The organism is Arthrobacter sp. Marseille-P9274 (assembly GCF_946892675.1).
GTDB lineage: Bacteria > Actinomycetota > Actinomycetes > Actinomycetales > Micrococcaceae > Crystallibacter.
In genome coordinates, this window is record NZ_CAMPOV010000001.1 from 1,429,752 (window position 1) to 1,453,878 (window position 24,127).

Sequence of the window (24,127 nt, forward strand, 5' to 3'; positions counted from 1 at the left end):
GTCGGAAAGGTCCCGGGCTAAGGCAGCAGGACTTCCTGCCCCTTGCTCAGCACGGTGAGCCCGGACTCCGTGACGGCAAAGCCGCGGGCGCGGTCCAGGTCGGGGTCCAGGCCGATGGTGGCACCCGCCGGAACGCGCACGTTCTTGTCCAGAATGGCCCGGCGGACCTTGGCGCCCTCGCCGATGTACACCTTGTCCATCAGCACGCTGTCGGCCACGTCGGCGCCTTCGGAGACGAAGACATTCGTCGCCAGCACCGAGCCGCTGACGCTGCCGCCGGACACCACCACGCCCTGGGAGAGGATGGAGTCATGCGCCACCCCGTCCCGGCCGCTCATGCCCCGCACCAGCTTGGCCGGCGGGGAAACCGAGTGGCGCGTGTAGATCGGCCACTCCAGGTTGTAGAGGTTGAACGCGGGCATCGGCCGGATCAGGTCCATGTGCGCGTCGTAGTAGGAGTCCAGCGTCCCGACGTCGCGCCAGTACTGCTTGTCGGCCCCGGTCGAGCCCGGGACATCGTTGGCGGTGAAGTCGTAGACGGCGGCCTCGCCGCGGTTGACGAAATAGGGGATGATGTCGCCGCCCATGTCGTGGTGCGTGTCCAGGCGTTCGGCATCGGCCTCCAGCGCCTCCAGCAGGGCGTCGGTCGTAAAGACGTAGTTGCCCATCGACGCCAGGAAGCTGTCCGGGTCGTCAGGCAGGCCGGGGGTCGTCTCAGGCTTTTCGACAAACGCCTGGATCCGCGAGGGGTTCCGGGGATCCGTCTCGATCACGCCGAACTGGTCCGCCAGCTTCAGGGGTTGGCGGACGGCGGCAACGGAGGCAGCCGCCCCGGAGGCCACATGTTCCGCCACCATCTGGGAGAAGTCCATGCGGTACACGTGGTCCGCGCCGATAACGACGACGATGTCAGGCTTTTCGTCGTGGATCAGGTTCAGCGACTGGTAGATGGCATTGGCGCTGCCCAGGAACCAGCTCTTGCCGCGGCGCTGCTGGGCGGGCACGGAAGCCACGTAATTGCCCAACGCGGCGGACAGGCGCCAGGTCTCGGAGATGTGCCGGTCCAGGCTGTGTGACTTGTACTGCGTCAGCACGACAATCTTGAGGTAGTGCGAATTGACCAGGTTCGAGAGTGCGAAGTCGATGAGGCGGTAGCTGCCGGCGAAAGGCACCGCCGGCTTCGCCCGGTCCGCCGTCAGCGGCATCAGCCGCTTGCCCTCGCCGCCTGCCAAGACTACGGCAAGAACTTTCTTCTGTGGCATTCTCTTTCCCCCATCCGGTGGTAACCCGTCTGTGAACCAACTATGAAGTCCCCCCGCTGATCAGACTAGAGGAGATGGGCGGCGTGGACTACGTTTGGTTGCGTGCGGATAGACATTGTGACGAAGGAATTTCCCCCGGAGATCTACGGCGGGGCTGGGGTGCACGTGGCTGAGCTCAGCCGCGTCCTGGCCGGCAAGGTGGATCTGAACGTCCATGCCTTCGGAAAGGAAAGGCCCGCAGACTTCCACGGCGCCTCGGTGCGCAGCTATGCCGTCCCCGAAGGGCTCGGCACTGCCAATCCCGCGGTGCAGACCCTCGGCGTCGACCTGGAGATCCTCTCCGGAATCGAAGGCGCCGACCTGGTGCACTCCCACACCTGGTACGCGAACATGGCCGGCCACCTGGCGGGCCTGCTGCACGGCATTCCCCACGTCCTGAGCGCCCACTCGCTGGAACCGCTGCGGCCGTGGAAGGCCGAGCAGCTCGGCGGCGGGTACGCCCTGTCCTCCTGGGTTGAGCGGACGGCTTACGAAGCCGCGGCCGCCATCATCGCCGTGTCGCACGGCATGCGCGCCGACATCCTCCGCTGCTACCCGCAGGTGGACCCGGACAAGGTGAAGGTTGTCCACAACGGGATCGACGTCGCCCTGTGGCAGCGCGATGACAACAACGACGCGGTCCGCGCCCTGGGCATCGACCCCGAACGCCCGTCCGTGGTGTTCGTGGGACGCAATACCCGCCAGAAGGGTGTGCCGTACCTGCTCCGCGCCGCGGACCAGCTGCCCCCGGAGGTCCAGCTCGTGCTCTGCCTGGGGGCCGCCGATACCCCGGAGCTGGCCGCGGAGACCACCCGGCTGATCGACGGCCTGAAGTCCCGGCGCGACGGCGTGGTGCTGATCGAACGGATGCTTCCGCGCAACGAGCTGATCCAGGTGCTCAGCCACGCGACCGCGTTCGCCTGCCCGTCCGTGTATGAACCGCTGGGCATCGTCAACCTCGAGGCCATGGCCTGCGGTGCGGCCGTCGTCGCCAGCGCCACCGGAGGCATTCCCGAGGTCGTGGAGGACGGGGTCACCGGAACGCTGGTACCGCTGCAACAGGTCCAGGACGGTACCGGAACTCCACTGGATCCGGAGAAATTCGTGGCGGACTTCGCCGCCGCTTTGACGGCCACCGTCACCGACCCGGCCTTGGCGAAGCGCCAGGGTGAAGCCGGCCGGCGGCGGGCCGAAGAGCACTTCTCCTGGGCGTCCATCGCCGAGAGCACGCTCGAGGTCTACCGCGGCGTGCTGAAGCAGGCCTAAGGTACCGCAGTAGCCGCCGGCAGCCCGGGCAATCCGGACTGCCGGCAGCGGCGTCAGCAGGCTGCTAGCCGCCGGCGCCGGAACGCGCCTGCTTTTCCGGCACGGGGGCAGCGCCTGAGGCCCGCAGCCTACCGGCATAGGCGGCCGCTTCCTCCTGCCGCCTGCGTTCGGCACCGCTGGCGATCGGCGCGCGCAGGTGCTCCGGACCGTAGCCGAAGGCGTCCACCAGCTCCAGCGCGAAGGGGCGCAGCCGTAGCAGCAGGCGGTGGATGTAGTCGCCCAGTGTTTTGGCCCGCTGCGCCGACAGCCGCCCGTTCATCAGGTACCAGGCCAGGTTCTTCTCCACGAGTCCCAGCCCGAAGAGGTCCCGGACCCACGTCATGATCTGGCGCGTGTCGCCGTCGTCAAATGACGGCAGGGCGCGGGTGAATGCCTCCCACTGCAGCAGCTCGGCATGGGCCCGGGCCGCCTCGATCAGTTCGTGCTGGCGCGAGTTGAACAGCGCGGCGGCCTCCGACTGCGGGAGCCGGCTGGCGCGCTTGAGGTCCGCGGCGATGTCCCTGACCATCGAGGAAACCCTGTCGGTGAGCAGCTGGCGCTGGGTGTCCTCGTCCTTCAGGTAAGTGGCGGACTTCCGCACGGAACCGCTGTCCGCGAAGGTCTGGGCCACCTGGCGCAGCCCGGTGCGGTGCAGGGTGGCATCGGCGGCCTGGGACGCGACCCAGCGGGCCAGGGCGCCGAAGTCGGCGCTGCGGAACTCCTTGGCATAATCAGCCAGCAGCCGCTTGGCCACCAACTGCAGCAGCACGTTGTTGTCGCCCTCGAAGGTCGCGTAGACATCCAGGTCCGCGCGCAGTGCGGTGAAGCGGTTCTCGGCCAGGAAGCCCGCGCCGCCGCACGCCTCGCGGCACTCCTGCAGTGTGTCGAGGGCGTGCCAGGTGCTCAGTGGCTTCAGGGCTGCGGCGAGGGTTTCAAGGTCCTGCCGGTCGCCGTCGGTATCGTGCGCCCCGGAGAACACGCCGTCGAATTTCTCCAGCAGTTCCTCGTGCGCAAAGGCTGCCGCGTAGGTGGTGGCCAGCCGGGTCAGCAGGCGCCGCTGATGGCGCTGGTAGTCCAGCAGGACTTCTTCCTCCTGTGCCGACCCGGCGTGGAACTGCCGGCGTTCGGTGGCGTACTTGACCGCGATGGCCAGGGCGACCTTGCTGGCCGCCACGGCCGCGCCGTCCAGCGAGACGCGGCCCTGCACCAAGGTGCCGAGCATGGTGAAGAAGCGCCGGCCGGGGCTGGCGATGGGGGAGGTGTAGCGGCCGTCCGGGTGTACGTGCCCGTAGCGGTCCAGGAGGTTGGTCCGCGGGATCCGCACCCCGTCGAAGTGCAGCCGGCCGTTGTCGATGCCGTTCAGGCCTCCCTTGAGCCCGTCGTCTTCGCCGCCGACGCCGGGGAGGAAGTTGCGCTCGGCGTCGCGGATGGGCACATAGAAGGCGTGGACGCCGTGGTCCACCCCGCGCGTGATGAGCTTCGCGAACACGACCGCCGCCAGCCCGTCCTTGGCCGCGTTGCCCAGGTAGTCCTTCCAGGCGGCCCGGTGCGGCGTGCTGATCACAAACTCTTCGGTGTCCGGGTCATACGTTGCGGTCGTGGCGATGCTGGCCACATCCGACCCGTGGCCCGTTTCGGTCATGGCGAAGGCCCCGGGCACCTCGAGGCTCATGATGGCGGGCAGCCACTTGTCGTGGTGTTCCTTGGTGCCCAGATGCAGTACGGCTGCGCCGAAGAGGCCCCACTGGACGCCGGCTTTGATCTGCAGGGACGGGTCTGCGACGACCAGCTCCTCGAAGCCGGCGATGTTGCCGCCGTGGTTGTCCTCGCCGCCGAGGCGCTCGGGGAAGGCGTAGTGCACGGCGCCGGTATCCACCAGGTATTTCAGCTGGGCGGAGACGCGTTCGCGGTGCTCCGCCATCGTCTGGCCATCGATCCGGGCCAGCTCCGGCTGGCCCGCGAGCCGGCGGGCCTGCCGGCGCTTGTCGGCCCACCGGCCGAGCAGCCGTTCGCCGAGTTCTTCGGTGTCGAGGCGCGACGGCGGAGTGATGCCGTCCTCGGGCCGTTCGACGTCGACGGCGGCGGGTCCGGTTACTTGGGTCATCTTTGGTCCTCCGGAAGGGTCGTTAGTGATTAGTTCGTGTGTCGGGGCCTTCATCACTCCGGATGGCGGGTCCGGCGATGCCGGCCCAGAGCCATCCGGTGATCTGCTCCGTCATTGCTTCCCGCCCCGGCTTGCCGGCGCCGGGCGGCGTCCGCAGCCAGAGCTCCCCGGCCGCGCGCACCATGCCGATGGCCGCCGGGGGCCAGAACGAGGCGGCCGCCAGGTCGATGCCGGCGCCGCCGCGCGATTCCAAATGATGGCGGAGCGGAGCTTCGATCATCGCGGTCACGGCGGCAAAGAAGTGGACCGGCATGGCGTCCTGCCCGCCGGTGTCCGCGCCCGCGCTGCGGGTTACAAAGGCGTAGACATTGGGCGAGGACTCGGCCATCTGTAGGTAGATATCCACCATCGCCCGCAAGCCGTCGTGCTCGCTGGAGGCGATTTCGGCCGCTGCCAGGAGCTTCGCCTGCATGCGTTCGGCCACCGCTTCGCCGACCGCGCGCTGCAGGCCGGATTTGTCCCCGAAGTAGCGGTAGAAGACGGGCTTGGAGGTGCCGGCGGCCGCGGCGATCTCCTCCATCGAGGCATCCGGGCCCAGCCGATGGACGGCATGCCGCGCGGCGCGGACCAGCTCCTTGCGCCGGCTGGTGCGGTGCGCGCTCCAGCGCTCGGCGCGGCCGTCGCCGGAGGCTTGGGGCTGAGCCGTGGATGCCGTATTCACGGTACTCAGAGTATCAGGTACGCTGGGTATTAGTAACCGGCCTGTGCATAATCCTGCACCTAGTAAGGAGACATCCTGATGGCTTCAACACCCGCCTCACCCGCCGCCGAGGGCATCCGCAAAGCGGTAGTGATCGGAGGAAACCGGACGCCGTTCGCACGCGCCAACGGCGCTTATGCGCAGGCCAGCAACCAGGACATGCTGACCGCCGCACTCGACGGGCTCGTCGCGCGGTTCGGGCTCGCGGACGAGCAGATCGGGGAGGTGGCAGCGGGCGCCGTGCTCAAGCACTCGCGCGACTTCAATCTGACCCGGGAAGCCGTCCTCGGTTCCGCGCTGGCCCCGACGACTCCGGCCTATGACCTCCAGCAGGCCTGCGCCACCGGGCTGGAGACCGTGATGGGACTGGCCAACAAGATCAAGCTGGGGCAGATCGAGTCCGCCATCGCCGGCGGCGTCGATTCGGCGTCGGACGCCCCGATCGCCGTCAGCGAGGGACTGCGCACGGTGCTCCTGGAGCTCAACCGGGCCAAGACGCTCAAGCAGAAGGCAGCGGCAGCGGCCAAGCTGCGCCCGAAGGATCTGGCGCCGGTTGCCCCGGGGACCGCTGAACCACGCACCGGCCTGTCGATGGGGGAGCACCAGGCCCTCACCACGGCGGCCTGGGACATCAGCCGGGCCGCGCAGGACGAGCTCGCGCTGGCCAGCCACCGCAGCCTGGCCGCTGCCTACGAACGCGGCTTCTTCGACGACCTGATCACCCCGTACCGGGGACTGACCAGGGACGGCAACCTCCGGGCGGACACCTCGCTCGAGAAGCTGGGCGCACTGCAGCCGGTCTTCGGCAGGAACCTGGGCGACAAGGCAACGATGACCGCGGGCAACTCGACGCCCCTGACCGACGGCGCCTCCGCCGTGCTGATCGGCTCCGAGGACTACGCCCGCAGCCGGGACCTGCCGATCCTGGCCAGCATCGTGGACGCGGAAGCCGCCGCCGTCGACTTCGTCCACGGCAAGGAGGGCCTGCTGATGGCGCCGGCCTACGCCGTCCCGCGGCTGCTGGCCCGGCACCAGCTGACCTTCGAGGACTTCGACTTCTTCGAGATCCACGAAGCTTTCGCTGGCACGGTGCTCTGCCATCTGTCCGCGTGGGAAAGCGAAGAGTTCTGCCGCAATAAGCTCGGCCTCAACGCGCCCCTGGGCAAAATCGACCGCAGCAAGATCAACGTCAACGGCTCGTCCCTTGCCGCCGGCCACCCCTTCGCCGCCACCGGCGGCCGCATCGTCGCGACGCTCGCCAAGCTGCTGCATGAGCAGGCCCAGTCCGAGGGACGGCGCGGCCGCGGACTGATCTCGGTCTGTGCCGCCGGCGGCATGGGCGTCGTCGCCATCCTGGAGGCCTGCTGAGCATGGCGGACGCGTACCTGAAGCTCGTCAACAGCCCGCCCGCCAGCGGCATCGCCAAGAAACTCGGGCTGCCGCGGCCCGCGGAACTGCGCCGCTACCGCCGCGGCCAGCCGCTGGTGCCGGGGCCGGTGCTGGTGCTGGCGTCCGGCCCGGCGGAAGGTCTCGCCGGGCAGCTGGCGGGATGGGGCCTGGAGGTCCGGCGTGACGCCGCCTCCGGGGAGAAGCTCGGCGCGATCATCCTGGACCTGACCACGGTGTCGGACCCGCGGGAGCTCTCGGGACCTATGCTCGCCGCCGGCGCGTCCCTGCGGGCCCTGGCCCCGGGCGGCCGGGTCGTGAGCATCTCCCGCCCGGCCGCCTCGGCGCCGACGCCGGCTGCGGCCGCAGCCCGGCAGGGCATCCAGGGAGCGGTCCGTTCGCTGGCCCGCGAGCTGCGAGCCGGGGCCACCGCCAACGGACTGCTGCTGGCCGACGGGGTCGGCCCCGTCGACCCGAACGTGCTGGGCGGCCTGCAGTTCCTGCTCTCGGGGCGCAGTGCCTACGTGGACGGCCAGTTCCTGCTGGTTGGCCCCGGCGGGGGCCGGCTTCCGGAAGATACCGACCGCCCGCTGGCGGGACGTACCGCCGTCGTCACGGGGGCCGCGCGCGGGATCGGCGCCGCCATTGCGAAGGTCCTGCACCGGGACGGCGCACGTGTCATCTGCGTCGACCTGCCCGCCGCCGGCGAGGAGCTGGCCAAGGTGTCCAACTCCGCCGGCGGCATTGCGCTCCAGCTCGACATCACCAGCGACGACGCCGGCGCCCGGATCCTGGAGCATACCCGCAGCCGCTATGGCGGACTGGACATCATGGTCCACAACGCAGGCATCACCCGGGACAAGCTGCTGGCCAACATGGACCGCGCCCGGTGGGACTCCGTCATCAACGTCAACCTGGCCGCGCAGCTGCGGATGAATGATGCCCTGCTCGCCTCTGGCGCGGACCAGGCACCACGCGTCGTGTGCCTGGCCTCGACCAGCGGCATCGCCGGCAACCGGGGGCAGACCAATTACGCCGCGTCCAAGGCCGGCGTGATCGGCATGGTCACCGCGTCCGCGGCGGCCTTTGCGGACCGCGGCGGGGCTATCAATGCCGTGGCACCGGGCTTCATCGAAACAGAGATGACGGCCCGGATTCCGTGGGGCACCCGTGAGGTGGCACGGCGCATGCTGCCGTCGCTCCAGCAGGGCGGGCTGCCGGTGGATGTCGCCGAAGCCGTCGCGTTCCTGGCCGGGGACGCGGCAGGGGGCGTGAACGGCCAGACGCTGCGGGTCTGCGGGCAGAGCCTGGTGGGCGCATGAGCACCTCCGAGGAAGTCCTGCTCGAGGAGCTGCCGTCCCTCTCGCGGCTCTACGTCAGCGCCGCCTCGACCGCGGCGCGGACCAAGCTGGGCGGCCTGGAACGGCCCCTGGTGCTGCCTCCGGCCCGGCACACGGTGGAGGACGTAAGGGTCAGCCTGGAACACGTCACCCGCTTCCAGCATCTGCTGCACGGCACGGTCCGCGACAGTCTGCCGTCCGTCTTCGTGCATTCGGCCGCGTTTCCGGTGGGGATGAGCATCCTGGCCCGCACCGACTTCCCGCTGCCGCTGCTGGGCATGGTCCACCTGGGCAACAGGGTCCGGCACCTGCGCAGCATCCATTTCAGCGAGCCCCTCGCGATCACTGCCTGGGCAGACAACCTCGCTGGGCACTTCGCGGGGACCAAGGTCGACCTGCACGTGACCGTGTGCTCGGCCGGGGAAGCGGTCTGGGACGGCGTCTCGACCTACCTGGCCAAGGGGGTCTTCCTGCCCGGCCTCGACAAGCAGACCCGTCCGCCGCGCGAGGACTTCATTCCGCCGCGGCCCACGGCGACGTGGCGGCTTGGTCCCGAAGCCGGCCGCGAATACGCCGGGGTCTCGGGAGACTTCAATCCGATCCACCTCAGTTCCCTCTCCGCGCGGGTCCTCGGCCTCAAGCGCTCCATCGCACACGGCATGTACCTGGCCTCCCGGGTGCTGACCAGCATCGAGTCCGTGTCGGCGGAAAGGTTCGAATGGGACATCGGCTTCGCGGCGCCGGTTTTCCTGCCGGCGACCGTAGCAGTGAGGATCGAGGACGAGGAAGCCGGCGGCCGCTGGGGTGCGTCCTGTTTCGTCGGCTGGGGCGAACGCAGCCACCGCAAGCACTTCCAGGGCGTTGCCCGCGCCCTGTAGCCGGGGCGGCGGTGCGTATGCTGGGGCCATGACTGACGTCCCCAGCCTGCTCAGCCGCGCCCGCCAGCTCGATGCCGAGGACCCGCTGGCCCCGTACCGTGCGCGCTTCATCGGCCACGATGATCCCGCCGTCCCGGCCTACCTGGACGGCAACTCGCTGGGCCGGCCCCTGGCCGCGTCCGTAGAGCGGGTGCAGGAGCTGATGGTGGAGCAGTGGGGCGGGCGGCTGATCCGCGGCTGGGACGAAGGCTGGCTGGAGCTGCCCCGGCAGCTGGGCGACGAGCTGGGCCGGACCGCCCTCGGCGCGGCCCCGGGCCAGTGCCTCATCGCCGACTCCACCACCGTTTTGCTCTACAAGCTCATCCACGCGGCGCTCTCGGCACGTCCGGGCCGGAAGCGGGTGGTCATCGATCGGGACAACTTTCCCACGGACCGCTACGTGCTGGAAGGCATCGCCGCGGACCGCGGCCTGGAGCTCGACTGGCTCGAGGTCCCGTACGAGGGCGGAGCGGACGTGGAATTGGTCCGTTCCGTGACGGGGGACCAGACGGCGCTCGTGGTGCTCAGCCATGTGGCCTACCGTTCCGGTCACCTGGCCGACATGCGCGCCATCACCGAGGCCGTGCATGATGCCGGCGCCCTGGTCCTTTGGGACCTCTGCCATTCTGTCGGGGTGGTCCCGGTGGAGCTGGATGCCTGGGGCGTGGACCTGGCCGTGGGCTGCAGCTACAAGTACCTCAACGGCGGTCCCGGTGCACCGGCCTGGATCTACGTGCGCCGTGAGCACCAGCATCTGGGCCAGCCGATCCAGGGGTGGCTGGGCAGCGAGGATCCCTTTGGGATGGGCCAGGGCTACCGGCCCGCCGCCGGGATCCGCCGCTTCGCCAGCGGCACGCCCCCGATCATCGGGATGACGGCCATCGCGGACATGATTGCGCTCATCGGCGAAGCCGGCATCGGCGCCATCCGGGAGAAGTCGAAGATGCTGACGCAATTCGCGCTGGAGGCGACCGATGGGCTGCTGGCACCGCACGGCGTCGTTCTTGCCTCGCCGCGGAACCCCGCGGAACGCGGCAGCCACCTGACCATCGACCATCCCGCCTTCCGGCAGGTGACGGCGCGGCTGTGGGACCGCGGCGTCATTCCGGACTACCGGAACCCGAACGGCCTGAGGCTGGGCCTGTCGCCGCTATCGACGGGGTTCGAGGAGGTTTACCGCGGCGTATCCGCGGTCGCGGAGGAGCTGGCCGGGAGCTGAGGACCGCGCGCGGTCGCAGCTGAGGAAGCGCCCCTTGGAGAGCGCGGGGGACGCCCTGCCCTCAGACGGGGCTGAAGTGGTCCAGGGCGTGCTGGTAGCTGTGCGCGGTGAGGGCCGCTGTCTGCTCCCAGCCGAAGGCCGCCGCATGGATGGCGGCGCTGCTGCCCAGCTGGGTGCGGAAGGCCGGGTACTCGAACAGCTCGCCGAGGGCCGAGGCCCAGTCGTCCGGGGAGTGGCCGTCCACCAGCAGGCCGGTCACCCCGTGGCTGACGGCGGAGGGCAGGCCGCCGACGTTGGTCGCCACCACGGGCGTGCCGCAGGCCTGGGCTTCCAGAGCGACCAGGCCGAAGGACTCGCTGTAGGAGGGCACGGCCACGACGTCGGCGCTGCGGAAATGCCGCGCCAGCTCCTTGGCGGAGACCGGCGGAAGCAGCCGCACCCGCCCGGCCAGGCCAAGCTCGGCCACGAGGGCCTCTAGGTCCAGCGGGCTGGAGCCGCTCGCTTCGCCGATGACGGTGACCTGCAGCCGCAGGTCCGGACACCGCTTCAGCAGGCGGGCCGCGGCGGCCAGCAGGACCTGCGGGCCCTTCAGCGCCTGGATCCTACCGGCGAAGCAGATATGGAAGGTGCCGTCCCCGATGCCCAGCGCGCGGCGGTCCAAGGCGCGGCCGGCCGGATGGAAGACGCCGAGGTCCACTCCGGGCGGGACCACGTCGATCCGCTCGGACGGGGTGCCGTAGAGCTCCCTGAGCTCGGTGGCCTCCGTCAGGGTGTTGGCCACCAGCCTCGCCGCGCCCTCCGCGATGTCCTGTTCGCCGAAGATGCGCACGTCCGGTTCCGGCGGTTCGCCCGGCAGCAGGTGGAGGTTCTTGACCTTGGCCATCGTGTGCATGGAGTGGACCAGCGGAACCCGCCAGTCGGCCTGCAGTCCCAGCCCGACTTTGCCGGAGAGCCAGTAGTGCGAGTGGATGACGTCGTACCTGTCCGCGGCGTCCGCGTCCGCGAACCGTCGCAGCTCGGCAGACAGCCGGTCCAGATGCTGCGGCAGCTGCTCCTTCGGCACGGTGTCGGCCGAGGCGCCGGGCAGGTGCACCACGCGCACGCCGGGGCGCGGACGCTCGACCGGTTCCTGCCCCTCGAAGGTCGAGCGGGTAAAGACGTCCACCTCGGTGCCCATCGCCACCAGCTCGCGCGATACCGCACGGACGTAGACATTCATGCCGCCCGCGTCGCCGCCACCCGGCACCGCCAGCGGCGATGTATGGAGGGACAGGACCGCGACACGGCGCAGTACACGCATGGCTTTCCTTTCCCATGGAAGCGAGGACTCAGGGAAATACTCTACCGCCGCTGAACCTTTCCGGCCCGAACGGCGTATGCACCGGTAGGCGCCGCCCGGCAATAGGCCGCCCGCACCGCCCGTGACCCAGCAGGCCGGGCAATGGCTGGCGGCGCGGCGACTAGACCCGGCTGATAGACGAGCACCATGCGTCGGCAGAGCTGATGCTGCCCTGGGCGGCCGCGCTGGCGGTGCTCGCCGCGTGCGCGGGTGCGACGGCGACGGTCATCCAGGTGGGGGAGTCCGGCACCCGCGCGGTCTGTGAGGGGTCCTTCCGGCAGGAGCCCTAAGCCTCGGCGTCAGTGCATCGTAAAGCGGCGGGCGAGCAGCTGCCCTGCGCGCGGATGGCGCAGCACAGTCAACAGCGCCCGGTTGCGCGCGGCCAGCAGCGGCGGCGGCAGCGGCCGGCCCAGCGCCATGTTCAGGTGGGCCTGCGCAGCGGCGACGACGGCGGCCCTCCGGCGGGTCCGTTCGAAGCGGCGCAGGGCGCTGGCCGCGGGCTCACCGGCCAGGGCGCCGGCGATGATCGGCGCCAGGGCCGCCGCATCCAGCCAGCCCAGGTTCATGCCTTGGCCGCCGATCGGACTGATCTCGTGGGCGGCGTCGCCGATCAGCGCGATCCGACCGGTAATCATGCGGCGTACCAACCGGGATTGGACGGCGAAAGCACTCAGCATCGAGTTGGAACCTGCATCGATCCGGATCCCCGTCCTGCGGCCGACCAGCTCGGCCAGCTCCACCGCTCCGGGCTGCTGCAGCTGCCGGGTCCGCACCACCCAGCGGCGGATTCCGGCCGGCAGCGGGAAGGACTCGACGATGCCGTCGCGCTCAAGGAAGAGCAGCGCCGTCCCGGGCTCGCCCGTCGTGTCGGCAAAGTCGCCCATCAGATAGGTGTCCGGATACGTGCGGGGCTTGGAGACGGCGCAGACCGCGGCGGCCATGGTGGACCGTGCGCCGTCCGCGCCGATGGCGAGCGCGGCGTCGAACGTCACCGAAGCGCCGGATTCCTCTCCGGGCCCCCGCTGCGCCGTCGCCGGGTCCGCACGCTGGCCGCACAGCGAAACGCGTGCACCGTCGTCGTGCGCGGAAACGATCCGCACCCCCTCCACAATCTGCCCTCCGGCTGCAAGGTAGTGCGTACGGAGGACGCGTTCCGTGACCGGCTGGGGCACCGCCAGGACGAACGGATGCTGGCCCGGCACGGTGGAGAAGGCAAGCCGGGCAACCTCTCGGCCCCCGCTCAGCGCCCTGCCGGCCGTGATCCTGGTTCCCGCGTCTATCAGTTCCTCCGCCGCCCCGGCCTCCTCGAGGACGGCCAGAGCCGGGGGATGGATGCCGATGGCGCGGGTGTGTCCGCTGCGCTGCGTGCGCTGCTCGATAAGCAGGACGTCGGTGCCGCGGCGGCGCAGCAGCAGCCCCAGCAGCAGCCCCACCGGGCCTGCCCCGACGATGGTCACCTCAGGCATCGGCCGGCGCCCGATAGGTCAGCAGGTTCCTGAACGGCGGTCGGTTCTCCACGCTCCACCCGGGCGGGGCCGCCCGCCTGAGCTCTTCGCGAGTGTAGCTGCGGCGGATCGAGGTCAATCCGTCGCGCCGGATGTACGAGCCGTGGAAGAAGGGCAGCGTCCCCGCGCCGAAAAGCCAGTAGGCCGCCGGGCTGCGCCGGATGTCGCTGTGGACCGCCGCCCGGCGGCTGAGCCGCTCGGAGTCCGTCAGAAGGGCCGCGAAGGCGTCCGGGGTGAGGTGGTGCAGCAGGTGGTTGGACGTCACGAGGTCGAAGCGCCGGCCTTCCGCGACCAGGTCGGAGCTGAAGGCGCGCCGGAACCGCACCCCGGGCGGCGCGGGAGCGGAAACCGCGAAGGCATGGGCACGCTCGTCCGGATCGACCCCGGTGATGTCGAGCCTGATCCCGTCTGAGGCCGCCCAGCGGGCCAGGAAGCGGACGACGTCCCCGCCGCCGGACCCGATGTCCAGCAGGCTATTCTCCTCCCCGGCATTGAGCAGCGGCCGCAGCCGGTGCCTGTACAGCCAGCGCCAGCCGGCAATCGCCCGGTTGACCACCGGAAACTGCTGGTACGTGCGGCGCAGCATGGCGGGATCGCAGTCCGGGCGGTCCATTTCCTCGACGGCATCGGCGGCCCGCTCCGCGAGGAAGCGCATCTGGCGTGGCACGCCTCAGAGCGCCGCGGCGGCCGAAGTGTCGGTCGGGACGGCCGCGGTGCCCGCCGTGGCCGCACCGGTCTTCGTGAACAATCCGGTCTCCACGGTCAGCCCCGGCCCGAAGGCCATGGAACAGATCCGCTCGTCCATGCCGCCGAAGGGGGACTCCAGGATGTGCTTGAGGACGAACATAACGGTGGCACTGGACATGTTGCCGTAGTCGCGGAGCACGCTGCGGGCCGGCACCAGCTGCTTCTCGGCCAGCTCGAGTTTGGCCTCCACCTTGTCCAGGATGCTGCGGCCGCCGGGATGGATCGCCCAGTGCGTGATGTCCCGGTAGGGCCGCCCGTAGAGCGACGCGTCGCGTGCCAGCAGCGGATCGAGGGCTCCGACGATGTGGTCGTCGATGATATGCGGGACGTAGGTGCCGAGCACCATTTCGAAGCCCTCGTCGCCGATGTTCCAGGCCATCGATTCCTCGCCGACCGGAGTCAGCACGGTTTCGAAGTGGTCCAGCACGAGGGCGGTCGAGGTACCGGGCAGGTCGCGGGCAGTGACGACGGCGGCCGCGGCACCATCCGCGAACAGTGAGGAGCCCATGATCGTGTCCGGGTCATTCGACGAGCGCACGTGCAGCGTGCAGAGTTCGGCGGTCACGACCAGGACCACGGCGTCCGGGTCCGCCTCGCAGAAGGACTTCGCTGCGCGCAGGGCGGGAAAGGCTGCGTAACAGCCCATGAAACCGAGATGGTAGCGCTGGACCGACGGCTTGAGTCCGAGCGCCCTGACGATCTTGTAGTCCGGTCCGGGATTGAAGAACCCCGTGCAGGAGACCGTGACCACGTGGGTGACGTCGGCCGGAGCCAGGTCCGGGCACGCGGCGAGGGCCTTCTCCGCCGCCTCGATGAACAGGGGCGTGGCTTTGGCGGCGAAGATGTCGTTGCGGACCTTGGTACTCGGGCTCAAAATTGTGCGGCTGCCAGCGTCAAAGAAGACGGGCTCCGCGCTGCGCCGGGTGAGGGTCAGTTCCTCCACGGCGGTGTAGCGGGTTTCGATGCCCGAGTAGTCGAACGAGGTGGCCACGAGACGCTGGCCCAGGCGGGTCAGCCCCGGCTGCGCGGCAAAAACGTCGCGGACCTCCGACTGGACCAGGACGGTCTCGGGAACGGCGGTTTCGAGAGCTCTGAGGGTGACCGGCATGGTCCATTCTTAGTTGAGCCGCCCGCCGAAGACAATGGCCGCCTCCGGATCAGCCCGCCTTGGCGGTCGCTTGTGTGCTGTCGGAATGAGTCATACGGTGGAGAAAAGTAAGCCAACTGAAGATTGCTCACGGCAGCCGTGCAGCCGAACCGGGACCAGACGGGAGGCACGATGCGGATCAGAGCCGAACGGGCCAAACAGTATCCGGACCGCCGCGAGGCCGGCAGGACACTGGCAACGCACCTGCAGGCCTACGTCGGCAGGGAGGACACGCTGGTCCTGGGGTTGCCGCGCGGCGGAGTCCCGGTGGCCGCGGCCGTGGCCGATGGCCTGGACTTGCCGATGGACGTGGTCCTGGTGCGCAAGATCGGCGTCCCCGGGCATGCCGAAGTGGCGATGGGCGCCATGGCGTCCGTCGCCGGCCACCAGGTGACGGTCCGGAACGAGGACGTCCTCTCCCGCTATGTTGCGGACTTCGGCCGCCGGGCGGCGTTCGAGGATGTCGCCGGGCGGGAGCGCACGGAACTGGAACGCCGGGAGCAGCTGTACCGGTCCGGGCGGGAACCACCTGCTGTCGCCGGGCGCACGGTCATAGTGGTCGACGACGGTCTGGCGACCGGGGCGACCATGCGGGCCGCGGTGGCCGTCCTGCGGGAGCTGGATCCGGAGCGCATTGTCGTCGCCGTCCCGGTGGGACTCGGCCACACCTGCGAGCTGTTGCGGCGGGAAGCCGACGAGGTCGTCTGCCCCTGGGTCCCGAAGGACTTCGTGGCCGTGGGGCAGGCCTACGAGATTTTCGACCAGACAAGCGACGAGGAGGTGATACGGCTGCTGGCCGGGCACCGCCATTAGGCCTGGCTCATCCGGTGCCCGGAGAACCCCGCGGCATCGGTCGGCACACGATGGGGGAGAACAACAAAATCCCCGGCAGCTTCTACTGCTGCCGGAGAAGGGACGGCACTATGACAACCAAGAACGTATTTGTACTGGGTCTGACCGAGGTCCAGCGAGGTGAATTGGAGACTGTCCGCGGTGCCGATCACTACACGTTCCACAACCTGCTCGACTATTCGATCCTGGTCAACACGGCCGAGATCGACTTCCGCGGCCTGCTGGAGCAGGCACGCAGGGAACTCCGGGAGTTCGACGGCTCCGTGGACGCGATCATCACGCACTGGGATTTCCCCGCAAGCATCATCGGCCCCGTCCTGTCGGCCGAGTTCGGACTGCCCGCTCCCTCGCTGGAGAGCCTGCTCAAGTGCGAACACAAGTACTGGAGCCGGCTGGAACAGCAGGCCGCGGTTCCGGAATGCGTCCCGCAGTTCGCGGCCTTCGACCCGTTCGACGACGAGGCCCTGGACAAGATCGACATCCCGTACCCGTTCTGGGTGAAGCCGGTGAAGGCGCATTCCTCGAATCTTGGCTTCGCCGTCGAGGACGAGGCGGGATTCCGTCAGGCCGTCACGAAGATCAGGGCCGAAATCGGCCAGGTCGGAGACGCCTTCAACGAGGTCCTCTCGCTCATTGACCTTCCCGCCAAGATCGGCGGTACCGGCGGCAATACCTGCCTGGCCGAACAGTTCGTCTCGGGGACCCAGGCTGCCCCCGAAGGGACCATGTTCCGGGGCACGTTCAACGCCCACGGCGTCTTCGACATGCATAAGGACGACGCCGGCACCAGCTTCGAGCGCCTGGACTACCCGGCCAACAGCGTGCCGGAGAGCGTGCAGCAGCGGATGATCGACGTCACCGAGCGGTACATCCGGCACGTAGGCTTCGACAACGGCTGCTTCAATGCCGAGTTCATGTGGGACGAGGCCGAGGACAAGCTCTGGCTGATCGAGGTCAACACCCGCATCTCGCAGTCGCACAGCGACCTCTTCGCGAAGGTCGACGGCGTCTCCAACCACGAGGTCGCCATCCGGATCGCCCTGGACCAGGAACCGCGCATGCCGCACCGCGAGGGGAACTTTGCCGTCGCCTCCCAGTGCATGATCTTCCACGACGAGGACGCGATCGTCACCAGGGTCCCCACCGACGCCGAACGCGACGCCATCCGGCAGAAGTACCCGGAGACGACGGTGACCCTGCAGGTCAAGGACGGCGAACGCCTCTCCGAACTGCCCAACCAGGACAGCTACCGCTACATCCTGGGCAAGCTTTACATCGGAGCCGACGACCGCCGCCAGCTGGTGGAGCGCTACAACAGCATCCTCGAGGAGCTTCCCTTCGAGTTCGCACCGGTGGAATCGCAGAAAGGAGCCGCGTGAAGACAGTCACCGAGTTTCCCCACGAAGTCCGCACGATTGAAAACCTGTACATCCCCATGCGCGACGGCGCCCGCTTGGCCGCCAGGCTCTGGCTTCCGGTCGACGCCGAACAGCTGCCGGTACCAGCGGTCCTGGAGTACCTGCCGTACCGAAAGCGCGACAGCACCCGCGGGCGGGATGCGCTCAACCATCCCTACCTGGCCGGGCACGGCTACGGCTGCATCCGGGTGGACATGCGCGGCAGCGGCGACTCGGACGGGGTGATTGTCGACGAGTACCGACCGCAGGAGCACGAGGACGCCGAGGACGTGATCGCCTGGCTGGCCGAACAGCCTTGGTGCGACGGGAATGTCGGCATGATGGGCATCTCGTGGGGCGGCTTCAACAGCCTCCAGGTCGCGGCGCGCCGCCCGCCGGCGCTCAAGGCCATCATTAGCGCCTCCGCCACCGAGGATCTGTACGTCGACAACATGCACTACATGGGCGGATGCCTGCTCGCGGACAACCTCTCCGAGGCCACCGTGATGTTGGCGTTCAACAGCCTTCCGCCCGATCCCGCCATCGTCGGGGAGCGCTGGCGCGAGCTCTGGCACGAGCGTCTGGAAGGCAGCGGCCTGTGGCTGGAGACCTGGCTGGAGCACCAGCGCCGGGACGATTACTGGAAGCCGGCATCCGTGTGCGAGGACTACAGTTCGATCCAGTGTCCGGTCATGGCGGTCGGCGGCTGGGCGGACGGCTACACCAACGCCATTTTCCGCCTCCTCGAACATCTTGAGGTGCCGCGGAAGGGGCTCATTGGCCCGTGGGGGCACAAGTATCCGCACCTCGGCGTCCCGGGCCCGGCGATCGGCTTCCTCCAGGAGGTCGTGCGCTGGTGGGACCACTGGCTTAAGGGCAAGGACACCGGCCTGATGGACGAGCCGATGCTGCGTGCCTGGATGCAGGACAGCATTTCGCCCGAGCCCTCCTATGCGGACCGGCCCGGGCGGTGGGTTGCCGAGGACTCCTGGCCGTCGGCCAATGTTGAGCCGCGGCGCTTCGCCTTGACCCGCCACGGCATCGAGGAGGGGGACGCCCCGGACGGGGACGGCAGTGACGTAACCCTGCAGTCGCCGCTCAGCGTCGGCATGTTCGCCGGCAAGTGGGCCTCCTACGCGGCGACCCCGGACCTGCCCTTCGACCAGCGCGAGGAAGACGGCGGGGCGCTGGTCTACGAGACGGAGCCGCTCACCCGAACGATGGAGATCTTCGGGCTGCCGTCGGCCTCGTTCGAGGTCTCCGCGGATAAACCGGTCGCCCAGCTCGCGGTGCGCCTGTCCGACGTCGCCCCGAACGGCGAGGCCACCCGCTTCACCTACGGGTTGCTGAACCTCACGCACCGGGACGGGAGCGAGGATCCGCAGCCGCTGGTTCCGGGGGAGCGGTACCGGGTCACGGTCCCGCTGAACGGCATTGCGCAGAGCATCCCGGCGGGCCACCGGCTTCGTCTCTCGGTGTCGACTTCGTACTGGCCGCTCGCCTGGCCCGCCCCGGATGCCGCCATGGTCACGTTCAGCGCCGGCGCCGGCTCACTGACCCTGCCCGTGCGCGAGCCCCGCGAATCGGACGTGCGGCTCAGGGAGTTCGATGAGCCCGCCGCGGCCCGGGAACTGGAGACCACGGTGCTGGAGCCGGGTGAACACCATTGGCGGGTGTCCCGGGACCTGGCGACCAACGTCTCGACGCTGGAAGTGGTCAACGACCAGGGCACCTTCCGCATCGACGAAACGGACACGCTGATCCGGCGCGCGACCAGCGAGTGGTACAGCTTCCGCTGGAACGAAGTGAACTCGGTCCGCGGCGAGACGCGGACGGTGCGCAGGTTCGAGCGCGACGACTGGAAGGTCGAAGTCGTCACACGCACGGTCCTGACCTCCACGCCGTCGGACTTCCACGTCAACGCCCAACTGGACGCATACGAACTCGACGCCGGGCGCGGCGATCCGCGGGTCTACTCGCAGAACTGGCAGCGTGCGGTTCCCCGGGACCTGGTCTAACCGAACAAGGAAGGAACACCATGAACAGCAAGGACGATGAACGCGGCACCGTGCCCAACGCCCAGCCTCCGCAGGAGGAGGCCCGGGCCTCGCAGGAAGGGGCGGCATCGGCCAATCCCGACCCGGCCGAAGGCAACGTGACGGGACTGGAACCGGGCGGCGGCGTTCCTCCGGGGGAGACGCCACCGGCCGAAGACCAGATGAGCGCAGACCAGGGCCACGAGGAGTAGCGGCGCCATGATGAAAAAACTCCTGTTCGGCGCCGGGCTCGCCACCGGCTTCATCCTCGGGTCCAAGGCCGGCCGCGGCTCGTACGACCGACTGGCAAGCGTGGTCGGAAGGATCTGGCGTGCCAAGACCGGCCCCGCCGCCGGCCCGAGCGGCCGCCGCTCCGCGGGGAGCATTGCCCCCGCGGACGCCGTGCGTGCGGCACCGGAGCGATCAGACGCGGCACGCGACCAGTTCGGCCTGGCCGACGCAGCCGCCCATTCCGGGCAGTCCGCGGCCGAGCGGCGGGTGGGCACGGACCCGTCCATGGACGATCGCCCCGGCTCCGAATGGCGCGGCCCGCGCGCCGCCGGGAGCGTCGAGACGGTGGGCGACCCGGAGGAGGAACTAGGCCATTCCTAGGCTGCCCGGCAGCACCGGGTCAGCCGGCCTCCCGACGGAACGGCATCGATGGAGGTACGGCGACCCGGTGCGGGGCTGCATTGAGCCTCCGGCCGCGCACGCCCTGCGCCGGGACGGCGAAAACCACCACCTGGCGGGCGCCGTCGGCCTCTTTGGACTTGATCGTCAGGCTGCGCGCTCCCAGCGGCACGGCAGGCGTGAAGACATGCAGCTGCCTCGACCCCATGGTCATGGTTCCCCCGTGCGCGTAGTCGGTGCCCAGATGGTCCTCGACGAAGATCTCGGGGTCCGCGACAGGGCCATCTCCCGGCGACGTCAGCTGGAGGTTGACCACGAGTCCGCTGCTCCAGACCTCGACCGAGAGAACAATGAACTCGGTGTGCGGCGTATGGTGGCGGCCCAGCGTCTGAGGCAGCAGTACGTGCCGAAGTTCGCCCGTGGGCAGTGGGTCTTTCATGAGGCACCTCCTGAGGTGAAGATACCCATTTTAGTAAGCGGGCGTTCACTGCGCACTGATTTCGGCCCTGATTCTTCAACCTCCCTCGACAGTGGTCGAGCGGCGATGCTAGACAGAGGGCACGGGCGGTCGCAGCTGCATAGCGCCGCCCGTGCCCGACACGAGCACGAGTCCGATCCCCGAACCGGTTGCGCGGCGGCCGGAATCCAAGGAGCAACGGTCCATGCGTATTGCCGACACATCCGATCTATGGTGGAAGAACGCGCTGATCTATTGCGTGGACATCGAGACGTTCTTCGACTCCAATGGCGACGGCACCGGTGACATCGCCGGCCTCGCTGAGCGCGTGGACTACCTGGTCGAGCTGGGTGTGACCTGCCTGTGGCTGATGCCGTTCTATCCGACGCCGGACCGGGACGACGGCTACGACATCATAGACTTCTACGGCGTCGACCACCGGCTGGGCAGTGCCGGAGACCTGGTGGAGCTGATCCGCACCGCCAAGAGCCGCGGCCTGCGCGTCATCGCCGACCTGGTGGTGAACCACACCTCGGACCAGCACCCGTGGTTCCAGGCCTCCCGGGCCAGCACCGACAATGAGTTCCGCGACTACTATGTCTGGCGCGAGGACGAGCCGCCGGACACCTCGGACCTGGTGGTCTTCACCCAGGAGGAGAAGGGTGTCTGGACCAAGGATGAGCAGACCGGGCACTGGTACCTGCACCGCTTCTACAAGCACCAGCCGGACCTGAACATCGCGAACCCGAAAGTCCGCGACGAGATAGCCAAGATCATCGGATTCTGGCTGCAGCTCGGCCTTGACGGGTTCCGGGTAGACGCCGTCCCGCAACTGGTCACCGTCGGGCTGAAAGACCAACTCGAGAGCTCCGAAGCCTTTACCGATCCGCACGGCTTCCTGCGTTCGCTGCGCCGCTTCATGAACCGCCGGAACGGCCAGTCCGTTCTGCTCGGCGAGGTCAACCTGCCCTACAAGGACCAGGTCAGCCTGTTCGGCGACGGGGACAGCGCGGAACTGACCCTGATCTTCGACTTCGTGGCGATGCAGCAAATGTACCTCTCGCTGGCCCGTTCGGACGCCGGGCCGCTGGCGACCGCCCTGAAGAACCGGCCTTCGATCCCGCCGGAAGCGCAGTGGGCTACCTTCGTCCGCAACCACGACGAGCTGACGCTTGACCAGCTTTCGGAGTCCGAGCGCGAGGAGGTCTTCGCGGCATTCGGTCCGGAGAAGCGGATGCAGGTCTACGACCGCGGCCTCAAGCGCCGCCTGCCTCCCATGCTGCAGGGCGACCCGGACCGGATCAAGATGGTGTATTCCCTGCTCTTCTCGCTTCCCGGAACCCCGGCGCTCTACTACGGCGAGGAGGTCGGCATGGGGGAGGACCTGTCGGCTGACGGCCGAATGTCCGTGCGGACCCCCATGCAGTGGACCTCGGGCCCGAACGGCGGATTCTCCTCCGCACCGCCGGAAGACCTGGCCAGCGCCGTCGTCCGCGGCGATTTCGGTCCCCGGCACGTCAATGTTGCCGATGCCAAGCACGACCCCGATTCGCTGTTGAACTTCACCACGAACCTCGCACGCCGCTACCGCGAATGCCCCGAACTGGCCTGGGGGAGCTTCTCTGTCCTGGACCAGCCCCGCAAGGAGGTCCTCGCCCACCGCTGCACCTGGGAGGGCTCCAGCGTGATCGCGGTGCACAACTTCGGCCCGGCCAAGACCAAAGTTCCGCTGCTGCTCAAGGACGCCGGACCGGACGCCCGCTTGATGGACCTGCTGGGCCAGGAGCATCTGGAACTTAACGACGACGGCGCGGTGCAGCTTGAGCTGCCGGGCTACGGTTTCCGCTGGATGCGGCTACTGTCCCGCGGCGAGGAAACCCATAAGCTTCCGCAAGTCATGACCACCGTGGCTTCGGCAGGAAAGGATTGACAGCATTGATGACCGACAGCACAGAAACGGGACGACACAGCACAGGCATGGCACGGCGCTCCGGCGACCCCAACTGGTGGCGGCAGGCGAGCGTCTACCAGATCTACCCGCGCAGCTTCGCGGACGCAGACGGAGACGGCCTCGGTGACCTGCGCGGGGTTACAGCGAAGGTTCCCTACCTTGCCGCACTGGGAATCGATGCGGTGTGGCTCAGTCCCTTCTACCCCTCGCCGCTCGCGGACGGCGGCTACGACGTGGCCGACTACAGGGACGTGGACCCGAGGCTTGGGACGCTCGACGACTTCGATCGCATGACCCAGGCCCTCCACGCTGCCGACATCAAGATCATCGTCGACATCGTGCCGAACCATTCGTCCGACGAACATCCGTGGTTCCGCGAGGCCCTCGCCGCAGGCCGCGGGTCGCCGGCCCGGGACCGCTACATCTTCCGCGACGGTCTCGGCCCGGACGGCTCGAGGCCGCCCTCCGATTGGGTCTCCCATTTCGGCGGCAGCGCCTGGACCAGGATCACCGAGCCGACCGGGGAACCGGGGCAGTGGTACCTGCACCTCTTCGCCAAGGAACAGCCGGACTGGAACTGGGAGCACCCCGAGGTCCGCAAGGACTTCGAAACGACGCTGAGGTTCTGGTCGGACAGGGGAGTGGACGGCTTCCGCGTGGACGTGGCGCATGCCCTCGCCAAGGACATGTCGGAACCGCTGCGCAGCAAACCCAGCGTCGCCGACGAGCTGACGCCCGTGGACGGCAAGGACCCGCTCTTCGACCGCGACGAGGTCCATGAGATCTACGCGCAATGGCGCAAGGTCTTCGACGAATACGACCCGCCGAGGAGCGCGGTCGCTGAGGCCTGGGTACCGGCCGAGCGGCGGCCGGCCTACGCCAGCCCCGAAGGCCTGGGCCAGGCCTTCAACTTCGACCTGCTTCGCGCCGACTTCGACCGGCGCGCCTTCCGCGAGATCATCACCAACAATCTCGGCCAGGCCGCGGCCTCGGGGGCGTCGTCCACCTGGGTCCTCTCCAACCACGACGTTGTCCGCCATGCCACACGCTACGGGCTGCCCGCAGGGCATGACCTTGGACAATGGCTGATGGGTGACGGCGCCGATCCCGAGGTGGATTACGAGGCGGGGCTTCGGAGGGCGCGCGCGGCCACCCTGCTGATCCTGGCGCTGCCGGGATCCACCTACCTGTACCAGGGCGAGGAGCTGGGCCTGTTCGAGGTCGCCGACCTGCCCGCCGCCGCCCTGCAGGATCCGATCTGGCAGCGGACCGGGCGGAAGCTCAAAGGACGGGACGGCTGCCGGGTGCCGCTGCCCTGGACGTCCGCCGGGCCGTCCTTCGGCTTCGGACCCGACGGCGCGCACCTACCGCAGCCCGCTTGGTTTGCCGATGCCGCCGTAGACGTCCAGGACGGCCAAGCAGAGTCGACCCTCGAGTTCTACCGGGCCGCCCTTCGGCTCCGCCGCGAACTCCAGGGCTTCGAGGAGCTGACCTGGACCGACGGCTCCGCGGACGACGTCCTGCACTTCGTCCGGCCGGGCGGCTGGCACTGCATCACCAACTTCGGCCGCAGTTACGCGGCGCTGCCGGCCGGCACCTGCCGGATCAGCAGCGGTCCCCTCCGGGCCGGAGAACTACCGCCTGACACGACGGCCTGGTTGACCCGGTAACCGGCAACCTGGCGCCGCTGCGGATGCCGGCTCCCTGCGGCGGCAGTCTGGATCGACCGAGGCT

20 protein-coding genes are annotated in these 24,127 nt (G+C 69.0%); 12 read left to right on the forward strand and 8 right to left on the reverse strand.

Annotated features, from left to right (window positions below; genetic code table 11):
• Window positions 1-17 precede the first annotated feature (17 nt).
• Window positions 18-1,262: a glucose-1-phosphate adenylyltransferase gene (gene glgC / locus OC550_RS06485; protein WP_262104457.1), complete on the reverse strand. Its 1,245-nt coding sequence runs from the start codon at window positions 1,260-1,262 to the stop codon at window positions 18-20.
• Between the two features lie 102 nt (window positions 1,263-1,364).
• On the opposite strand from glgC, the gene glgA reads away from it, so the two are divergent.
• Window positions 1,365-2,567 (forward strand): glycogen synthase, encoded by a 1,203-nt coding sequence (gene glgA / locus OC550_RS06490; protein ID WP_262104458.1) that lies wholly within the window; start codon window positions 1,365-1,367, stop codon window positions 2,565-2,567.
• A gap of 64 nt (window positions 2,568-2,631) precedes the next feature.
• Here glgA and OC550_RS06495 read toward each other — a convergent pair whose 3' ends face one another.
• A complete protein-coding gene (locus OC550_RS06495; protein WP_262104459.1) occupies window positions 2,632-4,710 on the reverse strand; it encodes an acyl-CoA dehydrogenase in 2,079 nt (692 codons plus the stop codon).
• A gap of 22 nt (window positions 4,711-4,732) precedes the next feature.
• The gene (locus tag OC550_RS06500) at window positions 4,733-5,431 is read right to left on the reverse strand and encodes a TetR/AcrR family transcriptional regulator (RefSeq protein WP_262104460.1); all 699 of its coding nucleotides are present in this window, start codon (window positions 5,429-5,431) and stop codon (window positions 4,733-4,735) included.
• A gap of 78 nt (window positions 5,432-5,509) precedes the next feature.
• On the opposite strand from OC550_RS06500, the gene OC550_RS06505 reads away from it, so the two are divergent.
• From OC550_RS06505 to OC550_RS06520, 4 genes are read left to right on the forward strand one after another with little or no spacing between them, the layout of a single operon-like run.
• Window positions 5,510-6,838, forward strand: a complete 1,329-nt coding sequence (locus OC550_RS06505; protein ID WP_262104461.1) for an acetyl-CoA C-acetyltransferase — start codon at window positions 5,510-5,512, stop codon at window positions 6,836-6,838.
• 2 nt (window positions 6,839-6,840) lie between these two features.
• Window positions 6,841-8,178 carry a 3-oxoacyl-ACP reductase gene (locus tag OC550_RS06510; RefSeq protein WP_262104462.1) on the forward strand — a complete coding sequence of 446 codons (1,338 nt, stop codon included), beginning with the start codon at window positions 6,841-6,843 and terminating at the stop codon, window positions 8,176-8,178.
• Window positions 8,175-9,074 (forward strand): MaoC/PaaZ C-terminal domain-containing protein, encoded by a 900-nt coding sequence (locus OC550_RS06515; RefSeq protein WP_262104463.1) that lies wholly within the window; start codon window positions 8,175-8,177, stop codon window positions 9,072-9,074. The genes OC550_RS06510 and OC550_RS06515 overlap by 4 nt, the downstream gene beginning before the upstream one ends.
• A gap of 28 nt (window positions 9,075-9,102) precedes the next feature.
• The gene (locus tag OC550_RS06520) at window positions 9,103-10,332 is read left to right on the forward strand and encodes a kynureninase (protein ID WP_262104464.1); all 1,230 of its coding nucleotides are present in this window, start codon (window positions 9,103-9,105) and stop codon (window positions 10,330-10,332) included.
• Window positions 10,333-10,393: 61 nt separating this feature from the next.
• Here OC550_RS06520 and mshA read toward each other — a convergent pair whose 3' ends face one another.
• The 4 genes from mshA to OC550_RS06540 all read right to left on the reverse strand — a co-directional run bounded on the left by mshA (window position 10,394) and on the right by OC550_RS06540 (window position 15,031).
• Window positions 10,394-11,632, reverse strand: coding sequence for a D-inositol-3-phosphate glycosyltransferase (gene mshA / locus OC550_RS06525; RefSeq protein WP_262104465.1), 1,239 nt, complete (start codon window positions 11,630-11,632; stop codon window positions 10,394-10,396).
• A 338-nt stretch (window positions 11,633-11,970) separates the two neighbouring features.
• A complete protein-coding gene (locus tag OC550_RS06530; RefSeq protein WP_262104466.1) occupies window positions 11,971-13,137 on the reverse strand; it encodes an NAD(P)/FAD-dependent oxidoreductase in 1,167 nt (388 codons plus the stop codon).
• Window positions 13,130-13,831: a class I SAM-dependent methyltransferase gene (locus OC550_RS06535; RefSeq protein ID WP_262106271.1), complete on the reverse strand. Its 702-nt coding sequence runs from the start codon at window positions 13,829-13,831 to the stop codon at window positions 13,130-13,132. The genes OC550_RS06530 and OC550_RS06535 overlap by 8 nt, the downstream gene beginning before the upstream one ends.
• A 15-nt stretch (window positions 13,832-13,846) precedes the next feature.
• The gene (locus tag OC550_RS06540; RefSeq protein WP_262104467.1) at window positions 13,847-15,031 is read right to left on the reverse strand and encodes a type III polyketide synthase; all 1,185 of its coding nucleotides are present in this window, start codon (window positions 15,029-15,031) and stop codon (window positions 13,847-13,849) included.
• A 171-nt stretch (window positions 15,032-15,202) separates the two neighbouring features.
• Here OC550_RS06540 and OC550_RS06545 point away from each other — a divergent pair, with 171 nt between their 5' ends.
• From OC550_RS06545 to OC550_RS06565, 5 genes are all read left to right on the forward strand, one after another.
• Window positions 15,203-15,883: a phosphoribosyltransferase gene (locus OC550_RS06545; RefSeq protein WP_262104468.1), complete on the forward strand. Its 681-nt coding sequence runs from the start codon at window positions 15,203-15,205 to the stop codon at window positions 15,881-15,883.
• A gap of 110 nt (window positions 15,884-15,993) precedes the next feature.
• On the forward strand, window positions 15,994-17,301 hold the full coding sequence (locus OC550_RS06550) for an ATP-grasp domain-containing protein (RefSeq protein ID WP_262104469.1): 1,308 nt from the start codon (window positions 15,994-15,996) through the stop codon (window positions 17,299-17,301).
• A complete protein-coding gene (locus OC550_RS06555) occupies window positions 17,298-19,337 on the forward strand; it encodes a CocE/NonD family hydrolase (RefSeq protein ID WP_262104470.1) in 2,040 nt (679 codons plus the stop codon). The genes OC550_RS06550 and OC550_RS06555 overlap by 4 nt, the downstream gene beginning before the upstream one ends.
• 20 nt (window positions 19,338-19,357) lie before the next feature.
• Window positions 19,358-19,567 carry a DUF6480 family protein gene (locus tag OC550_RS06560; RefSeq protein WP_262104471.1) on the forward strand — a complete coding sequence of 70 codons (210 nt, stop codon included), beginning with the start codon at window positions 19,358-19,360 and terminating at the stop codon, window positions 19,565-19,567.
• Window positions 19,568-19,574: 7 nt separating this feature from the next.
• A complete protein-coding gene (locus OC550_RS06565) occupies window positions 19,575-19,967 on the forward strand; it encodes a hypothetical protein (protein ID WP_262104472.1) in 393 nt (130 codons plus the stop codon).
• 19 nt (window positions 19,968-19,986) lie between these two features.
• On the opposite strand, the gene OC550_RS06570 is transcribed toward OC550_RS06565, so the two are convergent.
• A complete protein-coding gene (locus OC550_RS06570; protein ID WP_262104473.1) occupies window positions 19,987-20,424 on the reverse strand; it encodes a hypothetical protein in 438 nt (145 codons plus the stop codon).
• 223 nt (window positions 20,425-20,647) lie between these two features.
• Between OC550_RS06570 and OC550_RS06575 the strand changes: the two genes are divergently transcribed.
• Together OC550_RS06575 and OC550_RS06580 are read left to right on the forward strand one after the other, a co-directional pair.
• The gene (locus OC550_RS06575; RefSeq protein ID WP_262104474.1) at window positions 20,648-22,372 is read left to right on the forward strand and encodes an alpha-amylase family protein; all 1,725 of its coding nucleotides are present in this window, start codon (window positions 20,648-20,650) and stop codon (window positions 22,370-22,372) included.
• A gap of 8 nt (window positions 22,373-22,380) precedes the next feature.
• On the forward strand, window positions 22,381-24,063 hold the full coding sequence (locus tag OC550_RS06580; RefSeq protein ID WP_262104475.1) for a glycoside hydrolase family 13 protein: 1,683 nt from the start codon (window positions 22,381-22,383) through the stop codon (window positions 24,061-24,063).
• Window positions 24,064-24,127: the final 64 nt, after the last annotated feature.